This window comes from Desulfurella sp., from assembly GCF_023256235.1.
Lineage (GTDB): Bacteria > Campylobacterota_A > Desulfurellia > Desulfurellales > Desulfurellaceae > Desulfurella.
In genome coordinates, this window is sequence record NZ_JAGDWY010000063.1 from 1 (window position 1) to 15,687 (window position 15,687).

Here is a 15,687-nt window from a genome sequence, read left to right on the forward strand (position 1 = left end):
CTCGACACTGATGGATTCGTTTTTGATTATGCTAAACAATATTGAAGAAATAAGATACTTTTTGCCTATGTTTGTTGAAGACAGATTTATCGTTTTGGATGATGCACAATTAATGATTCTTGCAAAGGAAATAGCAAAAAACTTCATAGATAAAAAAAGCAAATTCACCTTAACGCACTCAATAGATGTAGCACACACAGCTTCAAGCATAGCAAGAAACTTAAGCTTTACAGAGAAAGATTGCGAATTATTGCTAACTGCCGGTTATTTGCACGATATCGGTAAACTTTTTGTACCAAACGCTATTTTGGATTTCAATGGCAAACTTGAAAGTATAAACTGGCTTGCAATGAAATCACATGCTTATTATACTTTTTCTTTTTTGACTAAACTGAATTTAGATAAACAAATCATTGATATTGCTTCACACCACCACGAATACTTAGATGGCAGCGGCTATCCGTTTGGCTTAGATAAAACTCAACTATCTGTATTTGACCAAATAATGGCAGTTGCAGATATATATTCTGCTCTAAGACAAATTAGACCATACAGACAACATTCACTTGATCACAACCAAGCATTGGAAATATTGTATGACTTATCAAATAAAGGTAAAACTAGCAAATTTATAATAGATGCAATACCTTTATCAATAAGATTATGGCGTTATTAGTTTGACATACAAAAGTCAAATATTGCCATTCTTACAAATACGCCATTTTCAACCTGTTTTGTAATAAGCACGTTTCGATCTATATAAACAGTTGAATCTAGCTCGACATCCCTGTTTACCGGTCCTGGGTGCATAATATAAGCACCAATGGGCTCTTTTATGCCAAAAAATTTATTATATTCGTCAAGTGAAGGTATATTTACACCACTTTTTCTTTCAAGCTGTATGCGCAAAAGTATAACAAAATCTTTGTTTGAAATTGCTTGTTTTAAGTCTTTTTCTATTTTTATATCTATATTTTGAGGTAAAAATGTGTTGGGTCCATAAAAACTTAAATCCCAGTTAAACATTTTTGCTAAATACATGTGGCTTCTTGCTACACGTGAATTAATTATATCACCAATTATACATACTTTAAGATTTTCTATATCTTTTTTGTGCTCATACATTGTCATCAAATCAAGCAATGCCTGAGAAGGATGTTCATTTGTACCATCCCCTGCATTGATAACATTAGCTTGAGTAAATTGACTTATATAATAAGCAAAACCAGAGTAAGCATGCCTTGTTACAAAAAAATCTGGGTGCATAGCGTTTAAGTTTGTAATTGTATCTATCCAGTTTTCACCTTTTTGCAAGCTTGACTTTGTATAATCAAAATTTACAACCCTTGCGCCAAGCTTTAGCGCGGCAATCTCAAACGAAGTTTTTGTCCTTGTGCTATTTTCAAAAAACATGTTTACAACAATTGCATCTTGTAGACTTTTAGTGTAATTTTTAGTGCTTTTAAAATAAACGGCCTTTTCTAAAATGCTTTCAACTTGATTTTTATTAAAATATTTTAAACCCAGACAATGCATAAATTTACCTTCCTATATCTCTATGGATTGTGTTTACAATATAATCCATGCTTTTTACAAACCCTTCTAAATGTTTAACAATAGCCACTGAGCGGTGTTTGCCACCGGTACAGCCAATAGAAATCGTAATATAGCTTTTTGACATTTCTTTAAATAAAGGTAAAACAAATTGCAAAAAATCCTTTATTTTATCAATAAATTCTTTAGCGTTAGGTTGACTTAATACAAAATTATAAGTAACTTCGTCTAAGCCTGTTGTATTTTTAAGCGATTCAATAAAATACGGGTTTGGCAAAAACCTTGCATCAAAAACATAATCACTTTCTGCTGGTAAACCATACTTAAAACCAAATGATTCAAGTTGTACGATAGGTTTTAAAGCCTGAGTATCCCCAAACTTTGCCAAAATTAAATTTTTAAGGTTATTTACATTGAGATCTGTTGTGTCTATAATAAAATCCGAAATTTTAGCAACACATTCCATAATGGATTTTTCTTCTTCTATAGCCTGAGTTAAAGATAATTGTTTGATTATACTCAAAGGGTGCTGTCTTCTTGTTTCCTGATATCTGGTTATCAGTTTTTCTTTGCTTGCATGAAGATACAGTATAATAACATTAATATTTTTACTTTTAAGCCACTCAACTGACTCAAAAAAAAATTTTTGGAAGTCAATTTCTCTTATATCACAAACTACAGCTATATCTTTGACAGCAAAAGCACCTTCTTCTACAATATCAATAAATTTTCTTATCAATTGCAAAGGAAAGTTATCCATGCAGAAAAACCTAAGTTCTTCAAAAACTTTTAAGGCACTGCTTTTCCCAGAACCAGATAAACCACTTATAAAAATAAACTTATTAATTTTACTCATTTTTTTCAAAAGTATTAAGATAATTTTTAATTTCCTGAGAATTCTTGTTTAAAAAACTATCCACATCAAAATTTTTTAACATTTTAGCAAGCAAAGTAAGCGTTTTTAATTGCAATGAAGGTTTTTCAGAAGGTGATAATACAACGAACACTACGCTTACTGGCATATTATCAATTGCATCAAAATCAAGCGGGGTTTTTAAAACAAAAATACCAATGTAAGGTTTTATACCTTTAAGTTTTAAGTGGGGTAGGGCAAATCCATTGCCTATTGCAGTAGAACCCAACAACTCCCTTTCCCTTAGTAAATCATAAATTAAATTACTATCTACATTAACTTTAGAAGCTAAATATTGACTTATCTTTTGAAATAATTCGAATTTATCTTTTGCATAAATGTCTACTTCAACATCATTTATTTGACTTATAAGATCTTTAAAATCCATTTTAGGTTTCTATAAGTGTGTAGCTACCGTCGCTATTCTTGTATAAAACATTTACATTTTCGGTTTCGGAATTGTAAAAAGCTAAAACACCTTCTGTATTATTCTGGATAAGGTTTATAGCTTCTTCTAAATTAATTGGTTTTTCATCAATCTTTTTCCTAACAATTTCAACACCTTCGAACTCACTTTCTACCTGACTTACCGTGCTTTCTTTTCTTTTTTCAGTTTTTTTGCCTTTAAGTTTTTTCAACTGGCGCTCAAGATTTTCATAAAGTAAGTCAATACTTGCATAAAGATCATGCGATGTTTCTGTGGCTTTTATAATATCTTTTTTTGTTATGAGTTTTGCATCTGCAGTATGTCTGTATTTTTCAACACTAATCATTATTTCAGCTTGCAAAATCTCGTAAATTTTTTCCAGTCTACCCAATTTTTTTATAACATAATTTTTTATAGCGTCTGTAAGTTCTATATTTTTCGAAGCAAAAACAAAATCCATATATCCTCCAAATTAATGTTCGCAAACAGATTTATTGGTATATATTAATGTCCCTTCTAAATAATCTTGTATTACTTTTGTGTGTTCCTGTGGTGCAACACCAGAAATCACGTCTATGCCAAAGCTGTTAAAAAATTCTATTGCTCTTGGACCCACACCACAAAGTATTACGAGATTAACACCTTGTGATTTAGCCCATGAAGGAAAAGCACCTTCAAAATGCTCTATTGCATCGTAAAATTTTTTGTCTTTTACAACACCATTTTCAATTTCGTAAATCACAAATCTCTGCGCTCTACCAAAGTGTTCACTTAAAATATCGCCAACTAAAGGCATCATGACCTTCATTAAACCTTCCCTCCTAATTTATTTTCAAGTGATTCCATTTTTCCTTTTAAAGTTAATTGCTTATCGTTTCTATCATCAATATAGACATTCATAACAACTCTATTTAATCCTTCAGAATAAATTGCATCTCTGATTTTTGGGATTAGACTTAAAATTTCTTCAAGATCTCCTTCTATTGCTGTACCAATAGGTGTAGGCATAGCTTTAAATCCACTTTCTTTTATTAAAGAGACTACTTTTGCAATATAACTACTTGCACTTGGTGAAGATGTACCAATTGGTATAACTGTAATGCCACAAACAGCCATAAGCTACCTCCTTTTTTAATAAAGGTTTTTGAATCGTTCAATATGAGATTTTTCATCATTTATATTAGCCTTTATTTTGATTATCTTAACATCAAACTCACTAATTGTGGAAAACTTTTCATTTAAAATAGAATCATCCCATTTAGTTAAAATTCTATAAGACAATGATATGTCTTGGAATTTTTTTTTGGCTGATTCTTTATGGTTAACGTCGGGGTGATATTTTTTTGCTAGATGCAAGAAACGTTTTTTTATCTCAATCGGTGTTTTTGCATCCCATGCATTTAAAATTTCTTTTGCTATAGCTTCGTATAGTTTCTTTTTTTTAATATTTTTTCTAAATTCAAAATCGTATATCATAACTTTACTAGTTGTTTTGGAAATTTGGTTAAACTCTCGACACAATCTTTTCTTACAACATATGTATTTTCCAAACCCACTGCGCCTTCTTTAAAAATAAGTTTTGGCTCAAATGCAAATACCATATTTTCTTCCAAAGGATAGTACATTCCTTTTGCAATAAACGGATATTCATCAAGCTCCAGACCCAGGCCATGACCCAAAAAACTTACCCTATCTTTTCCAATTCCCATAAAGATATTCTCATAACCAGCATTTTTCGCTTTTTCAAGCGATTTTGTATATATGTCTACAGTTTTTATGCCAGGTTTTGCATAATCTTCAAACCAATTTATTAAATCAAAACAAAACTGGTAGCCTTTTAAAAGATCGCTATTTAAGTCACCAATTACAAAAGTGCGTGTTTGATCTGCCAGATACCCATTATAATTAAAAACAAAATCAACAATAATTGGTTTGTCTTTTTTAATTCTATCTGTGCTTGCACCTTCTGGGTATGTAGGATACATGCCTTTGCCTGTTAGTGGTTTTGCGTAACCAGAAAAGCCCACAGCATTAAATCCGCATATAACATGTCCCATAAATATCTCGCCATTGAACATTCTCATGCGGTTTCTACCCTGATGTCCTCTAAGGCGCGCAAAGTATTCAAGTTTGGCGCTAATATCAATTTCTCTTTTATTTTCTTCCAGGTATATTTTTGCATCGCTCATTAGACAATCAAGGCTTTTGGCAGCTTGCGTTATGTTTTCCAGCTCAATTGAATCTTTTATTCTTCTTTGCCATCTAATATCATTTGAAATATCTATTAACTGACTTCTATCAAAAATTTCCTTAAATTTCTGGTAAAAACTAACAGGCAAAACATCAAATTCAAGACCAACCGTTTCACTTTTAAAACCATTTTGCTGTATAAATTTTTTTATATCTGAAAAACTATGCATATAAGAAACGCTTATATTTGTCTCTTTTAACGCTCTATCAAGTCCACGCCTTACAAACAAAAACTTTTCATTATCTTTTGTTATAATAAGCACGCCATTAGCAAATGTACCACTATAATAAAAAATGTCAGTTGACTGCATTAAGATTGCTATGTCTATGCTTTTTTCTTTCAAAGTTTTTGAGAAAATTTCTGTTCTCAATCGCCCTCCTACTTAAAGAGTTTATGTAATAATACACGCAAAAAATAAAAAATTCAACTATTGTTTTAAAGTATTTGACTTAAAATCTTATTAATGATAAAAAGTAAGCGTATGACGCACGTGGGGCAGATGTTTTCACATATTTCAAAAACATACGATTTATTAAATCATGTTTTGAGTTTTAATATAGATAAATCCTGGAGAAAAACTGCTATATCGTATATTAAAGGCAAAAATGTTTTAGATATTGCAACAGGTACTGCTGATATTGCGTTAGCAATTTATAAAAAAGATCCAGAAAAAAATATTATAGGCTCAGACATAAGCTTTGGTATGTTAGAAATTGCTAAACAAAAAACTAAAAACACAAGTATAAAGCTTGTATGCGCAGATGCTTTATATTTACCATTTAAAGATAGTTTTTTTGACAATGTGATTATATCCTTTGGCATAAGAAACATAAAAAATAAAATACAAGCTTTATATGAGTTTAAAAGGGTTTTGAAACCATCAGGAAAATTAATCATACTGGAGTTTTCAAAACCAAAAAATCCTATTATAAATTATGCTTACATTTTTTATAAGGATTACTGCTTGCCAAATATAGCTGGTATTATCTCAAACAACAAAGACGCCTATAAATACCTTGCAAAAACAATAAGGTATTTTCCAAACCCAGAGTTTTTGTCAAATGCAATAATGCAAGTTGGTTTCAAACAAGTAAATTTTAAACTTTTGAGTTTTGGTATAGCTTGTTTGCATGTTGCATGCAAGGAGGGGTAGTTTATGGAGAAATATCTCTTGGATATACAGGTACAGCAAAATGCAATAAACTTTTTTCAGCAAGCTGAAGTTATTAATTATTGTGTTTTTGATATTGTTTGTGATGTTTTTTTAGCAGAAGAAGATAAATTATGGATGCTTTTGACATACAACTATTTTTTTGACGATTTATTCGAGGATAGCATATATGATGAAGTATGCATTTGGTGATGTGGTTGTAGTGTCGTTTCCTTTTACAAATTTAGACAAAACAATAAGAAGGCCTGCGCTTGTACTTATTGACACTGGCGATGAAGATATTGTAGTTGCAAGGATAACGACACACAAACATAACGAGGAAATGGAACTTGAAATAGAAAATTATAGAGAAAAAGGCTTGCTTATGCCAAGCTATGTAAGATTTAACAAAATAGCAACACTGAACCGAAAAGATATGTATAAAAAAATAGGTGAGTTGTCACCAGAAGAAATCAAAAAAGCGCGAAAAATTTTAAGAAAAATGTTTTTAAATAATCAAAAGGAGAAAGACGATGACACTCAAAGAATTAAGGAAAAAATTAGATAATATAAAGGAGTATCTTTGACTTAGAAAAAAAATCTCAAACAATAAAAGAAATAGAAGAAAAACTTCAAAACAAAGAAGTTTGGAATGATTACGCTCTTTTGCAACAACTTGAAAGAAAAAAAAGAAACTTGCAAAATATCATAAACCAAATTAAAGAGTTAGATGATGAGCTAATTTTAATCGAAGAAATGATTCAACAAGAAAATGATGAAAGCTTATTTGAAAGTGAAATACAGCAATTAATCAAAAAAGTAGAATCGTTTGAGGTACAATCGCTTTTATCAGGCCCTCATGATGAAGATGATGCAATAGTTACAATACATTCAGGAGCAGGTGGAACTGAAAGTTGCGATTGGGTTGCAATGCTTTTTAGAATGTATACCATGTGGGCTCAAAGCAATAACTACAAAATTGAAATAGCAGACATGCAAGAAGGTGATCAAGCAGGTTATAAAAGCATTACATTTATTGTGTCTGGGGATCATCCATACGGTTATTTGAAAGGTGAAAACGGCATACATCGCTTGGTTAGAATTTCACCTTTTGATTCAAATAAAAGAAGACACACTTCGTTTGCGGCCGTAAGTGTAATACCAGATATAGAAAATGATATAAATATTGATATAAAGCCGGAAGATTTAAAAATCGATACATTTAGAGCAAGCGGAGCAGGCGGTCAATATGTTAACAAAACTGATTCTGCTATAAGAATAACACACCTTCCAACCGGCATAGTTGTAACATGCCAGACAGAGCGTAGTCAAATGAAAAATAAAGCCACTGCTATGAAAATACTAAAATCAAAATTGTATAAACTTGAAGAAGAAAAAAAAGCAGCACAACTAAAAGATATAAGTGGTGAAAAAAAGAAAGTTGAGTGGGGTAGTCAAATTAGATCTTATGTTTTACATCCATACAAAATGGTAAAAGATCATAGAACCAACTTAGAAAAAACAAATGTTGCAGCAGAAAATGTTTTAAATGGCGATATAAACGACTTTTTATATGAAGACTTAAAATACTTAAAAGGAGAAGAAAATGATTGAAGAAGAAAATAAACTCATAAAAAGAAGAATAGAAAAATTAGAAGAGATAAAAGCCTTAGGTATCGATCCTTACTTTAACGGATTTTCGCCAGAATATTTTTTAAATGACATTTTAAATGAATACAAAGATGTTGATAGTGAAAAATTAAAAAGTATAAATACTAATTTTAAAATTGCAGGAAGAATTATTTCCATTAGAGATTTTGGCAAAGCAGCATTCTTAAAACTTAAAGATGTAAGTGGAGCACTACAGGTATATTGCCAAAAAAATGTGCTTGGACAGATGTATGATTTATACAAAAAGCTTGATATTGGCGATATTATAGGAATAGAAGGAAATGTCTTTAAAACAAAAACTCAAGAGGTAACTATCAATGCAACTAAATTATATCTATTAACAAAATCTATAAGACCGCTACCAGAAAAGTTCCATGGACTGCAGGATAAAGAATTAAGATATAGACAGCGCTATGTAGATTTGATTGTAAATGATGATGTAAGGGATACTTTTTTCAAACGCTCGAAAATTATTGCTTTAATTAGGGAATTCATGATAAATAATAAATTTCTTGAAGTGGAAACACCAATGTTGCATAAACTCGTTGGTGGAGCTGCAGCAAAACCTTTTGTTACGCATTTAAATGCACTTGATATTGATATGTACCTAAGAATTGCACCAGAGCTTTACTTAAAACGCTTGGTTGTAGGAGGGCTTGAGAGGGTTTTTGAGATAAACAGAAACTTTAGAAACGAAGGTATGGACTTAAAGCATAATCCAGAATTTACAATGATGGAATTTTACTGTGCATATAAAGAGTATAATTTTTTGCTTGATTTTACAGAAGAATTATTTGATTATCTATTAAATAATTTAAATTTAGGCAAAAAAATAACTTATGGTGAGTTTGATATAGATTTTTCAAGACCATTTAAGCGCATAAAGTTTATAGATGCCCTAAAGGAAATAGGTGAACTCACAGACGATATAATCTCAGATAAAGATCAGTGTTTAAAACTTGCTTTGCAATTAGAAAAAAAGGTTGATGAAAATACTCCCCACGCAAAAATTTTAGCCGAACTATTCGATGCTTTGGTTGAACCAAAACTGATAAACCCTACATTTGTCACGCATTACCCGGTTGAGATAAGCCCTCTTGCAAAAAAGAACAAACAAGACCCTCTTTTCACAGATAGGTTTGAGTTATTTATTGCAAATATGGAAATTGCAAATGGATTTTCAGAGCTTAACGACCCATTTGACCAAAAAGAGCGATTTATAAAGCAATTGGAAGAAAGAAACAAAGGTGATGAAGAAGCCTCTATGTACGATGAAGATTATATAGTTGCACTGGAATATGGACTTGCACCTACGGCAGGAGAAGGCATTGGTATTGATAGGCTTGTAATGCTTTTAACAAACAATACATCCATCAGGGATGTAATTTTGTTTCCTTTGATGAAGTAGCAAGCCTAACCATATAGTCATCCACAAAACCTGCTTCTTCAAAACCTTTTGCGCGAAGTATGCATGAATCACACTGACCGCAAGGTATTTCGTTGCCTTCGTAGCATGAATAAGCATAAGAATAATCGGCGTTATGTTTTTTTCCAAGTTTTATAATTTCAGATTTTTTTAATCCAATTAATGGTGCTATGATATTGAAAGGTTTTGTTTGGCCAATTTTTGTGCCAAGTGTAGCTGCCTGTCTAAAGCTTTCCAAAAAATCTGGTCTGCAATCTGGGTATCCTGAGTAATCTAAAACATTCCATCCTCCAATGATGTCGCTTATGTCCAGCTTTTCTGCATAGGCAACAGAAATTGCCAAAAATATACCATTTCTAAAAGGTACATATGTTATTGGTATCTGATTATCTATATTTCTATTTTTAGGAACATCAATTGAAAAATCCGTAAGGGCGCTTGCACCAATTCTGGATAAATCTATGTTAAACTCAAAATAATCTATATCTTTTTGTTTTATATTTTTGGCTAATTTGATTGTATTTAAAGCCATTTTTTTTTCTATTACATGCCTTTGGTGATAATCAAAAGTTATTGTATGTACTTCGTCATAATTATCCAGTGCCCAAAAAAGGCATGTTGTTGAATCAAGACCGCCGGAAAATATTAACAAGCATTTTTTCATTTAAACACCTCTTTGTTTTTCGTATATTATTTTATGGTTTTGTATAATAAGCCTTACATCTTTATTTGTAAGTTTACTTTGTTTAAAAGCTTCAATAATATTTCTGGTTCGCTCTAAAAATTGATTTAGAGGTTCATCTGGAAAATAAATAGGTTGCAGTGTAGCAGAATTTATATTTAAACTTTTAAGAAAATCTTCAATTTGTTTTAGAGAATCAGGGTTTTCAACTAAAACTTTAAACTCTACATTGTTTTGCAAGCTATATTTTTTTAATACATCAAAATTTAAATTGTCAAATTTTGGGCTAACTACAATGTGTTTAAACTTGCTTGCAAAATCCACCCATATTGTACCGTTTGTCTCTAAAAAAAACTCATATTTACTTTTAAGTTTATTAATAAAAGATTCTATAAAATAAGCATTTAAGAGAGGCTCGCCACCAGTAAAAATTATTCTTTTGCAATTGTACTGAGAAATTTTATTTTCAATTTCGCTTTGAGTTAAAGTATCATATTCAAAAAAAGCATACTTAGTGTCGCAAAATTCGCAATTTAAATTACACCCACTAAACCTTACAAAAACGGCCGGGTAGCCCAGCATTGAGCCTTCTAACTGTAGAGAGTAAAAAATTTCACAAACTTTAGCATTCACCAAAATCATATTAACATATTTTTTTTGCACTAGCAATTCTTCAATTCCTTGTTTTTTTTGACAATATATGCTAAAAGTAAGCTTTATGAAGACAATGTTTGTTTTTGGCACAAGACCTGAAGCTATCAAATTAGCGCCAATTATTTTAGAATCAAAAAAATATTTTGATACAGTTGTATGTGTTAGCGAACAACATAAAGAAATGTTATACCAGGTTACAGATTTTTTTAATATAAACATAGATTACAACCTGCATATAATGAAAAATTCTCAATCCCTTTTTGATATAACAAGTAGCATATTAATAAAAATAAAAAGCATATATGAAAAAGAAAAACCAGACATTGTTATTATACAGGGCGATACAACAACTGCATTTGCTGCTGCATTATCTGCATTTTACCTTAAAATTAAAATAGCACATGTTGAAGCAGGTCTTAGAAGCTTTGACCTTTTTAACCCATACCCGGAAGAAGCAAACAGAAAACTAATTTCTGCAATAGCCACATATCATTTTGCACCAACAAAACTTTCATATGATAATTTGCAAAATGAAGGGATAAAAAAAAATGTTTATTTAACTGGAAATAGCGTTATTGATGCATTGTATTTAATTCTAAAAAAACTTGAAATAGAAAACACTCATTTTGATGTTTTCAAAGAGATTGATTTTACAAAACGCATTATTTTATTAACATCTCATAGAAGAGAAAGCTTTGGCAAACCAATGAGATCAATATTTGAAGCTATAAAACAAATAGCACAGGAGTTTGATGATGTTGAAGTAGTCTACCCTGTCCATTTAAACCCCAATGTTAAAAATTTAGCATTTGAAATGTTAACTGGTTTTAAAAATATCAAACTTACAAAACCACTGACTTACCCTGAATTTGTTTATATATTAAGCAAATCCTACCTTGTTATAACCGATTCTGGTGGCGTTCAAGAAGAAGCTCCAGCATTTGGCATCCCGGTTTTGGTTATCAGAAACACCACAGAAAGGCAAGAAGGCATTATGGCTAATGTAGCAAAACTTGTTGGTACAGATACTCAAAACATATACAGTAATGCAAAACTATTACTTACAAATTTAGAATCTTACAAATCTATGTCTAAGCAAACAAACCCATATGGCGATGGAAAAACATCCCAGAGAATAATTAATATATTAAAGGAGCTAAAATGAAAGTTGTAATATTAGCTGCAGGGTTTGGTATGAGACTTGAAAATTCAGTACCAAAAACACTTACAAAGATACATAACAAAACAATTCTAGAAAAACAAATTGAAAATATTACAAAATATATTGATATAAACGATATTTTAATCGTTATAGGTTTTAAAAAAGAAATGATTATGGAAGCTTTTCCAGAGCTTTTATTTGTATATAACAATAATTTTCACTCAACTAATACTGCAAAAAGCCTTTTGCTTGCTCTAAATAAAATTAAAAATGAAGATGTGTTGTGGCTTAATGCTGATATTGTTTTTGACGATGAAATAATCTCTGATATTTTAAACCTTAATAACAACTGTATGGCAACAAATATATCAGCTGTTGCACAAGAAGAGGTAAAATACATTTTGGATAAAAATGGTTACATCGCGCAAGTATCAAAGAATTTAGAAAACGCAAAAGGCGAAGCACTTGGTATTAATCTTATTAAAGCGCAGTACCTGGAATTATTTAAAAATTGCTTACAAGAGTGTACAAACAAAGATTATTTTGAAGAAGCAATAAACAAACTAATACAAAAAGGTGTAAAAATTTCTGCCCTTGATATAGGCAAAAAGCGTTGTATAGAAATTGACTTTCTTGAAGATTTAAATTTAGCAAAGGCGCTTTTTAGTGATAAGGAAGCTTAAAAAATACGCAATAATCTTTTTTTTAAACATTGCAAAGGCGCTTTTTAGTCCATTTGTAAAAATTGATAGAAGTCTTGTGCTATTTTCTTCTCTAAATGGAGCATTTACAGACAATACAAAGTATCTGTATTTAACTATGCTTAAAACTGAGGGCTTTAAAGCTTTCTATGTTGCCCACGATATAAATACCTACAATTTGTTAAAAAAACAAAATCTGCCTGTAATTAAAATTGGCTTTGGAATGTTTTTTAAAGCAATAAAAGCAAAATTTTTTATAACCACACATAACTTTCAAGATGTGTATTATGTGAAAAATAAAAAAACACTCGTAATTAATTTATGGCATGGGACGCCTTTAAAAAAAATGGGCTTTGATGCATTTATCGACGCAAAAAAATTTTACTTAAAAAAGAAACTAGGACTTTTTGAACACAAACATATTGATTATCTATGCGTTGCTTCAAGCCACACTATAGATGCATTCAAAAGCTCTTTTGGTATACCTGCAAAAAAGATTCTGCCAACAGGTCAGCCAAGAAACGATTTGCTCTTTATTGCAAAACAAAACCCCTTATTTGCTTTGAGCATAAAAGAGTCTGTGAAAAAAAAGCTAGAAATTAGCGCAAAAAAAATTGCTCTTTATGCACCAACATTTAGAGATAAGCACACGTGCAGGATAAATTTAATAAAAGAGCTTCAAAGCGTATTTGATTTATATGAGATCAAGCTAATTGTTAAACTTCACCCGCTGGATAAAGATGCAACTTATTTTAAACAGCCAGATATAGACATACAGGAACTTTTAATCGCAAGCGATATATTGATAAGCGATTATTCTTCTGTTTTCTTTGATTACTCTATTTTGGAAAGACCGATTATTTTGTTAATGTATGATATTGAAGAATATAAAACTATAAGAAACGGTTTTTATTTAGACATAGAAAGTCTGCCTTTTTATAAATGCTACAATTTGGATGAAGTAAAAAGTTCCTTAACAAACATTTTTGAAAGCTACAATAAATCTGAGATTAGCAAATTTGCACAAAAATACAATCGTGGTGGGTGTTCAAGTTGCAGGATAATCAAATTTTTACAAAAGATAGCCAAAAACTAAAGATTTTATTTATAAACAGAAAAGATTATTTAGAAAATTTAGGTGGCGATACGATACAAATGCTTGCTATAATAAACAACTTAAAAGATAAAATTGAAAGCTCAATACAAACGGATCCAAATATTATAGAAAAAATCATAGATAAATTCGATATTGTCCATATATTTAATATACAGCGCTTAAGCGAAACTGCTTTTTTTGTAAAACTAGCCAAAAAACACAATAAGAAAATTGTAATATCACCCATATACGCGGACTTTTCAGAGCTTGAAAAAAAGGGCAGGTCAATCTACTACAAACTCATAAAAAACATATTGCCAAAAAACATTTTCAACCTGGCAAAAGATATTAAAAGAGTAACAAAGGGCTTATCCTATAAAACATTTTTAAAAGAAAACATACATAACTTTGATAAATTATTTAAAAAAACACTAAATGCATGTGATTTTATATTGCCAAATTCAATTGCGGAAAAAAACTATCTCAAAAACTTCGTTGCAGATGAATCCAAAATTAAAGTTATAAAAAATGGCGTTGATGAAAATCTTTTATCTGATTCAATAAGTGCATCAGAGTTTAAGAAAAAATACAAAATCAATTTTGATAAGTTTGTTTTGTGCGTGGCTCGTATTGATGAAAGAAAAAACATACTAAATCTCCTTAAAGCTACAGCTGATGATTGGAATATCAAAATAGTTTTAATTGGAAAAGTTTATCCAACACACAAAGAATACTACAAAAAATGTCTTGAATACATAAAACCAGACAAAGTAATACACATAAATACAACACTTGAACAAAAGGAAATCTGCGGTGCTTATAAGTGCGCTCATACGCACGCACTTGTAAGCTGGCTTGAAACGCCTGGACTTGCAAGCTTAGAAGCTGGTTTGTTTGGTGCAAATTTAGTTATAGGCGCTTGCGATAGTACACTTGAGTATTTTAAAAATTATGCATATTTTTGCAATAGCAACGATTTGCAATCAATTTATAAAGCTATAAAACAATCCTTAATAGACGAAAGAAATCACTTTAAAGCCGATGAATTTATAAGAAAAAATTATTCATGGCAAAAAATAACACAAGAATATTTTGAAATCTACTCAAATTTAGTTAAAGTAATTAAATAACTAAATAAAATTATAAACAATCATTGACAATATTTAAAAGAGAGTTATTTTACTTTTAGAATTTCTGAAAGTTAAAAAACGGAATTGTTGTATTTGTTAAAAAAAGTATGCTGGATTGTTATTTTTACAAATTTAAAAATGAAACTAAATTTTGATATCGGATTTATAGAACAAATAACTAAAATACCAAACAATCAATTTAAAGATAAATTGGATTATTTCTGCAATTTGCCATTAAAAGCTCAAATAGAAATATTTCATCAAATGAAGATTGTCGAAGAAGAAGATGAAAATGCTTTTTTTATGCAAAACTACGACAAAAACAAGGTAGGCGAGTATAGATTTGGCCTTTTTTTGTTAGCAATTGATAAAATTATAAATTTCGAAAACAATGCTACAAAGTCTAATTACAGTAAATCTAAAATTAAAAAATTAAGAGAAGAAGGGGGTTCAAAATGAATGTAGCTGAAGCAATTGAAAAAAGGCGTTCATTTAGGTCTTTACTAAAGGTAGAAATAACACAGGAACTTATAAAAGATTTGGCTGGTGCTGCTTCTTTGGCTCCATCGTGTTTTAACAAACAACCACAAAGATTTGTCTTTGTTTACGATGAACCCTATTTGAGCAATTTAAAACAGTCTTTATCAAAAGGCAACGAGTGGGCATATAACGCTTCAATGATAATAGCAGTATTATCAAAAGAAACTGATGATTGTATCCTGGGCGATAGAAAGTATTTTTTGTTTGATACTGGAATGAGCGTTGCTTTTTTAATGCTTAAAGCTCAAGAGCTTGGTTATGTTGCGCACACAATTGCAGGTTTTGATCCGTTAAAAGTAAGAAATGTAATTAATAGTCCACAAGATTTGC

General features: G+C 30.5%; 22 protein-coding genes. 12 read left to right on the forward strand and 10 right to left on the reverse strand.

The features are described from left to right. A partial coding sequence (locus tag Q0C22_RS06355; protein WP_291492912.1) for an HD domain-containing phosphohydrolase occupies positions 1-676 on the forward strand: 676 nt, incomplete at its 5' end. Here the strand turns inward: Q0C22_RS06355 and Q0C22_RS06360 are convergent. Genes Q0C22_RS06360 through Q0C22_RS06395 form a run of 8 tightly spaced genes read right to left on the reverse strand, consistent with a single transcriptional unit; the run spans position 673 to position 5,515 of the window. Then, positions 673-1,536, reverse strand: coding sequence for an aspartate carbamoyltransferase catalytic subunit (locus tag Q0C22_RS06360; protein WP_291492914.1), 864 nt, complete (start codon positions 1,534-1,536; stop codon positions 673-675). The genes Q0C22_RS06355 and Q0C22_RS06360 overlap by 4 nt on opposite strands. A 4-nt stretch (positions 1,537-1,540) precedes the next feature. Continuing rightward, positions 1,541-2,410, reverse strand: coding sequence for an RNase adapter RapZ (rapZ, locus tag Q0C22_RS06365; RefSeq protein ID WP_291492916.1), 870 nt, complete (start codon positions 2,408-2,410; stop codon positions 1,541-1,543). Then, the gene (locus Q0C22_RS06370; protein ID WP_291492918.1) at positions 2,403-2,855 is read right to left on the reverse strand and encodes a PTS sugar transporter subunit IIA; all 453 of its coding nucleotides are present in this window, start codon (positions 2,853-2,855) and stop codon (positions 2,403-2,405) included. Before Q0C22_RS06370 ends, rapZ begins: the two co-directional genes overlap by 8 nt. A 1-nt stretch (position 2,856) precedes the next feature. After that, positions 2,857-3,354, reverse strand: a complete 498-nt coding sequence (raiA, locus tag Q0C22_RS06375) for a ribosome-associated translation inhibitor RaiA (protein ID WP_291492920.1) — start codon at positions 3,352-3,354, stop codon at positions 2,857-2,859. Between the two features lie 12 nt (positions 3,355-3,366). Further along, entirely contained in the window at positions 3,367-3,702 is a 336-nt protein-coding gene (locus tag Q0C22_RS06380) for a NifB/NifX family molybdenum-iron cluster-binding protein (RefSeq protein ID WP_291492922.1), read from the reverse strand. Further along, positions 3,702-4,010 carry an MTH1187 family thiamine-binding protein gene (locus Q0C22_RS06385; RefSeq protein WP_291492923.1) on the reverse strand — a complete coding sequence of 103 codons (309 nt, stop codon included), beginning with the start codon at positions 4,008-4,010 and terminating at the stop codon, positions 3,702-3,704. Before Q0C22_RS06385 ends, Q0C22_RS06380 begins: the two co-directional genes overlap by 1 nt. A 15-nt stretch (positions 4,011-4,025) precedes the next feature. Continuing rightward, positions 4,026-4,370, reverse strand: coding sequence for a DnaJ domain-containing protein (locus Q0C22_RS06390; protein ID WP_291492925.1), 345 nt, complete (start codon positions 4,368-4,370; stop codon positions 4,026-4,028). Further along, positions 4,367-5,515, reverse strand: coding sequence for a Xaa-Pro peptidase family protein (locus tag Q0C22_RS06395; RefSeq protein ID WP_291492927.1), 1,149 nt, complete (start codon positions 5,513-5,515; stop codon positions 4,367-4,369). The genes Q0C22_RS06390 and Q0C22_RS06395 overlap by 4 nt, the downstream gene beginning before the upstream one ends. A 93-nt stretch (positions 5,516-5,608) precedes the next feature. On the opposite strand from Q0C22_RS06395, the gene ubiE reads away from it, so the two are divergent. From ubiE to lysS, 5 genes are all read left to right on the forward strand, one after another. After that, a complete protein-coding gene (gene ubiE, locus Q0C22_RS06400; RefSeq protein ID WP_291492929.1) occupies positions 5,609-6,298 on the forward strand; it encodes a bifunctional demethylmenaquinone methyltransferase/2-methoxy-6-polyprenyl-1,4-benzoquinol methylase UbiE in 690 nt (229 codons plus the stop codon). 3 nt (positions 6,299-6,301) lie between these two features. Continuing rightward, a complete protein-coding gene (locus Q0C22_RS06405; protein WP_291492931.1) occupies positions 6,302-6,508 on the forward strand; it encodes a hypothetical protein in 207 nt (68 codons plus the stop codon). Beyond that, complete coding sequence (locus Q0C22_RS06410; RefSeq protein ID WP_291492933.1) at positions 6,489-6,863, forward strand: type II toxin-antitoxin system PemK/MazF family toxin; 375 nt, start codon at positions 6,489-6,491, stop codon at positions 6,861-6,863. The genes Q0C22_RS06405 and Q0C22_RS06410 overlap by 20 nt, the downstream gene beginning before the upstream one ends. Next, positions 6,829-7,909, forward strand: a protein-coding gene (prfB, locus tag Q0C22_RS06415) for a peptide chain release factor 2 (protein WP_291492935.1) whose coding sequence is annotated in 2 segments (ribosomal slippage) — positions 6,829-6,879 and positions 6,881-7,909 — 1,080 coding nt in all. Because the reading frame shifts where the segments join, the coding sequence is not laid out codon by codon here. Before Q0C22_RS06410 ends, prfB begins: the two co-directional genes overlap by 35 nt. Then, a complete protein-coding gene (gene lysS / locus Q0C22_RS06420) occupies positions 7,902-9,374 on the forward strand; it encodes a lysine--tRNA ligase (RefSeq protein WP_291492937.1) in 1,473 nt (490 codons plus the stop codon). Before prfB ends, lysS begins: the two co-directional genes overlap by 8 nt. Here lysS and queC read toward each other — a convergent pair. Next, positions 9,340-10,056: a 7-cyano-7-deazaguanine synthase QueC gene (gene queC, locus Q0C22_RS06425; protein ID WP_291492940.1), complete on the reverse strand. Its 717-nt coding sequence runs from the start codon at positions 10,054-10,056 to the stop codon at positions 9,340-9,342. The two genes, lysS and queC, sit on opposite strands and share 35 nt — an antisense overlap. After that, a complete protein-coding gene (locus tag Q0C22_RS06430; RefSeq protein ID WP_291492942.1) occupies positions 10,057-10,716 on the reverse strand; it encodes a 7-carboxy-7-deazaguanine synthase QueE in 660 nt (219 codons plus the stop codon). Between the two features lie 76 nt (positions 10,717-10,792). Between Q0C22_RS06430 and wecB the strand changes: the two genes are divergently transcribed. The 6 genes from wecB to Q0C22_RS06460 form a co-directional block, all read left to right on the forward strand. Continuing rightward, the gene (wecB, locus tag Q0C22_RS06435) at positions 10,793-11,893 is read left to right on the forward strand and encodes a non-hydrolyzing UDP-N-acetylglucosamine 2-epimerase (protein ID WP_291492944.1); all 1,101 of its coding nucleotides are present in this window, start codon (positions 10,793-10,795) and stop codon (positions 11,891-11,893) included. After that, positions 11,890-12,573 carry a phosphocholine cytidylyltransferase family protein gene (locus tag Q0C22_RS06440; protein WP_291492946.1) on the forward strand — a complete coding sequence of 228 codons (684 nt, stop codon included), beginning with the start codon at positions 11,890-11,892 and terminating at the stop codon, positions 12,571-12,573. The genes wecB and Q0C22_RS06440 overlap by 4 nt, the downstream gene beginning before the upstream one ends. Continuing rightward, entirely contained in the window at positions 12,557-13,687 is a 1,131-nt protein-coding gene (locus Q0C22_RS06445; RefSeq protein ID WP_291492948.1) for a CDP-glycerol glycerophosphotransferase family protein, read from the forward strand. The genes Q0C22_RS06440 and Q0C22_RS06445 overlap by 17 nt, the downstream gene beginning before the upstream one ends. After that, entirely contained in the window at positions 13,645-14,817 is a 1,173-nt protein-coding gene (locus Q0C22_RS06450) for a glycosyltransferase (RefSeq protein ID WP_291492950.1), read from the forward strand. Before Q0C22_RS06445 ends, Q0C22_RS06450 begins: the two co-directional genes overlap by 43 nt. A 138-nt stretch (positions 14,818-14,955) precedes the next feature. Then, entirely contained in the window at positions 14,956-15,276 is a 321-nt protein-coding gene (locus Q0C22_RS06455; protein ID WP_291492952.1) for a hypothetical protein, read from the forward strand. Then, the coding region (locus tag Q0C22_RS06460) for a nitroreductase family protein (RefSeq protein WP_291492954.1) at positions 15,273-15,687 on the forward strand (415 nt) is incomplete at its 3' end. The genes Q0C22_RS06455 and Q0C22_RS06460, both read left to right, overlap by 4 nt.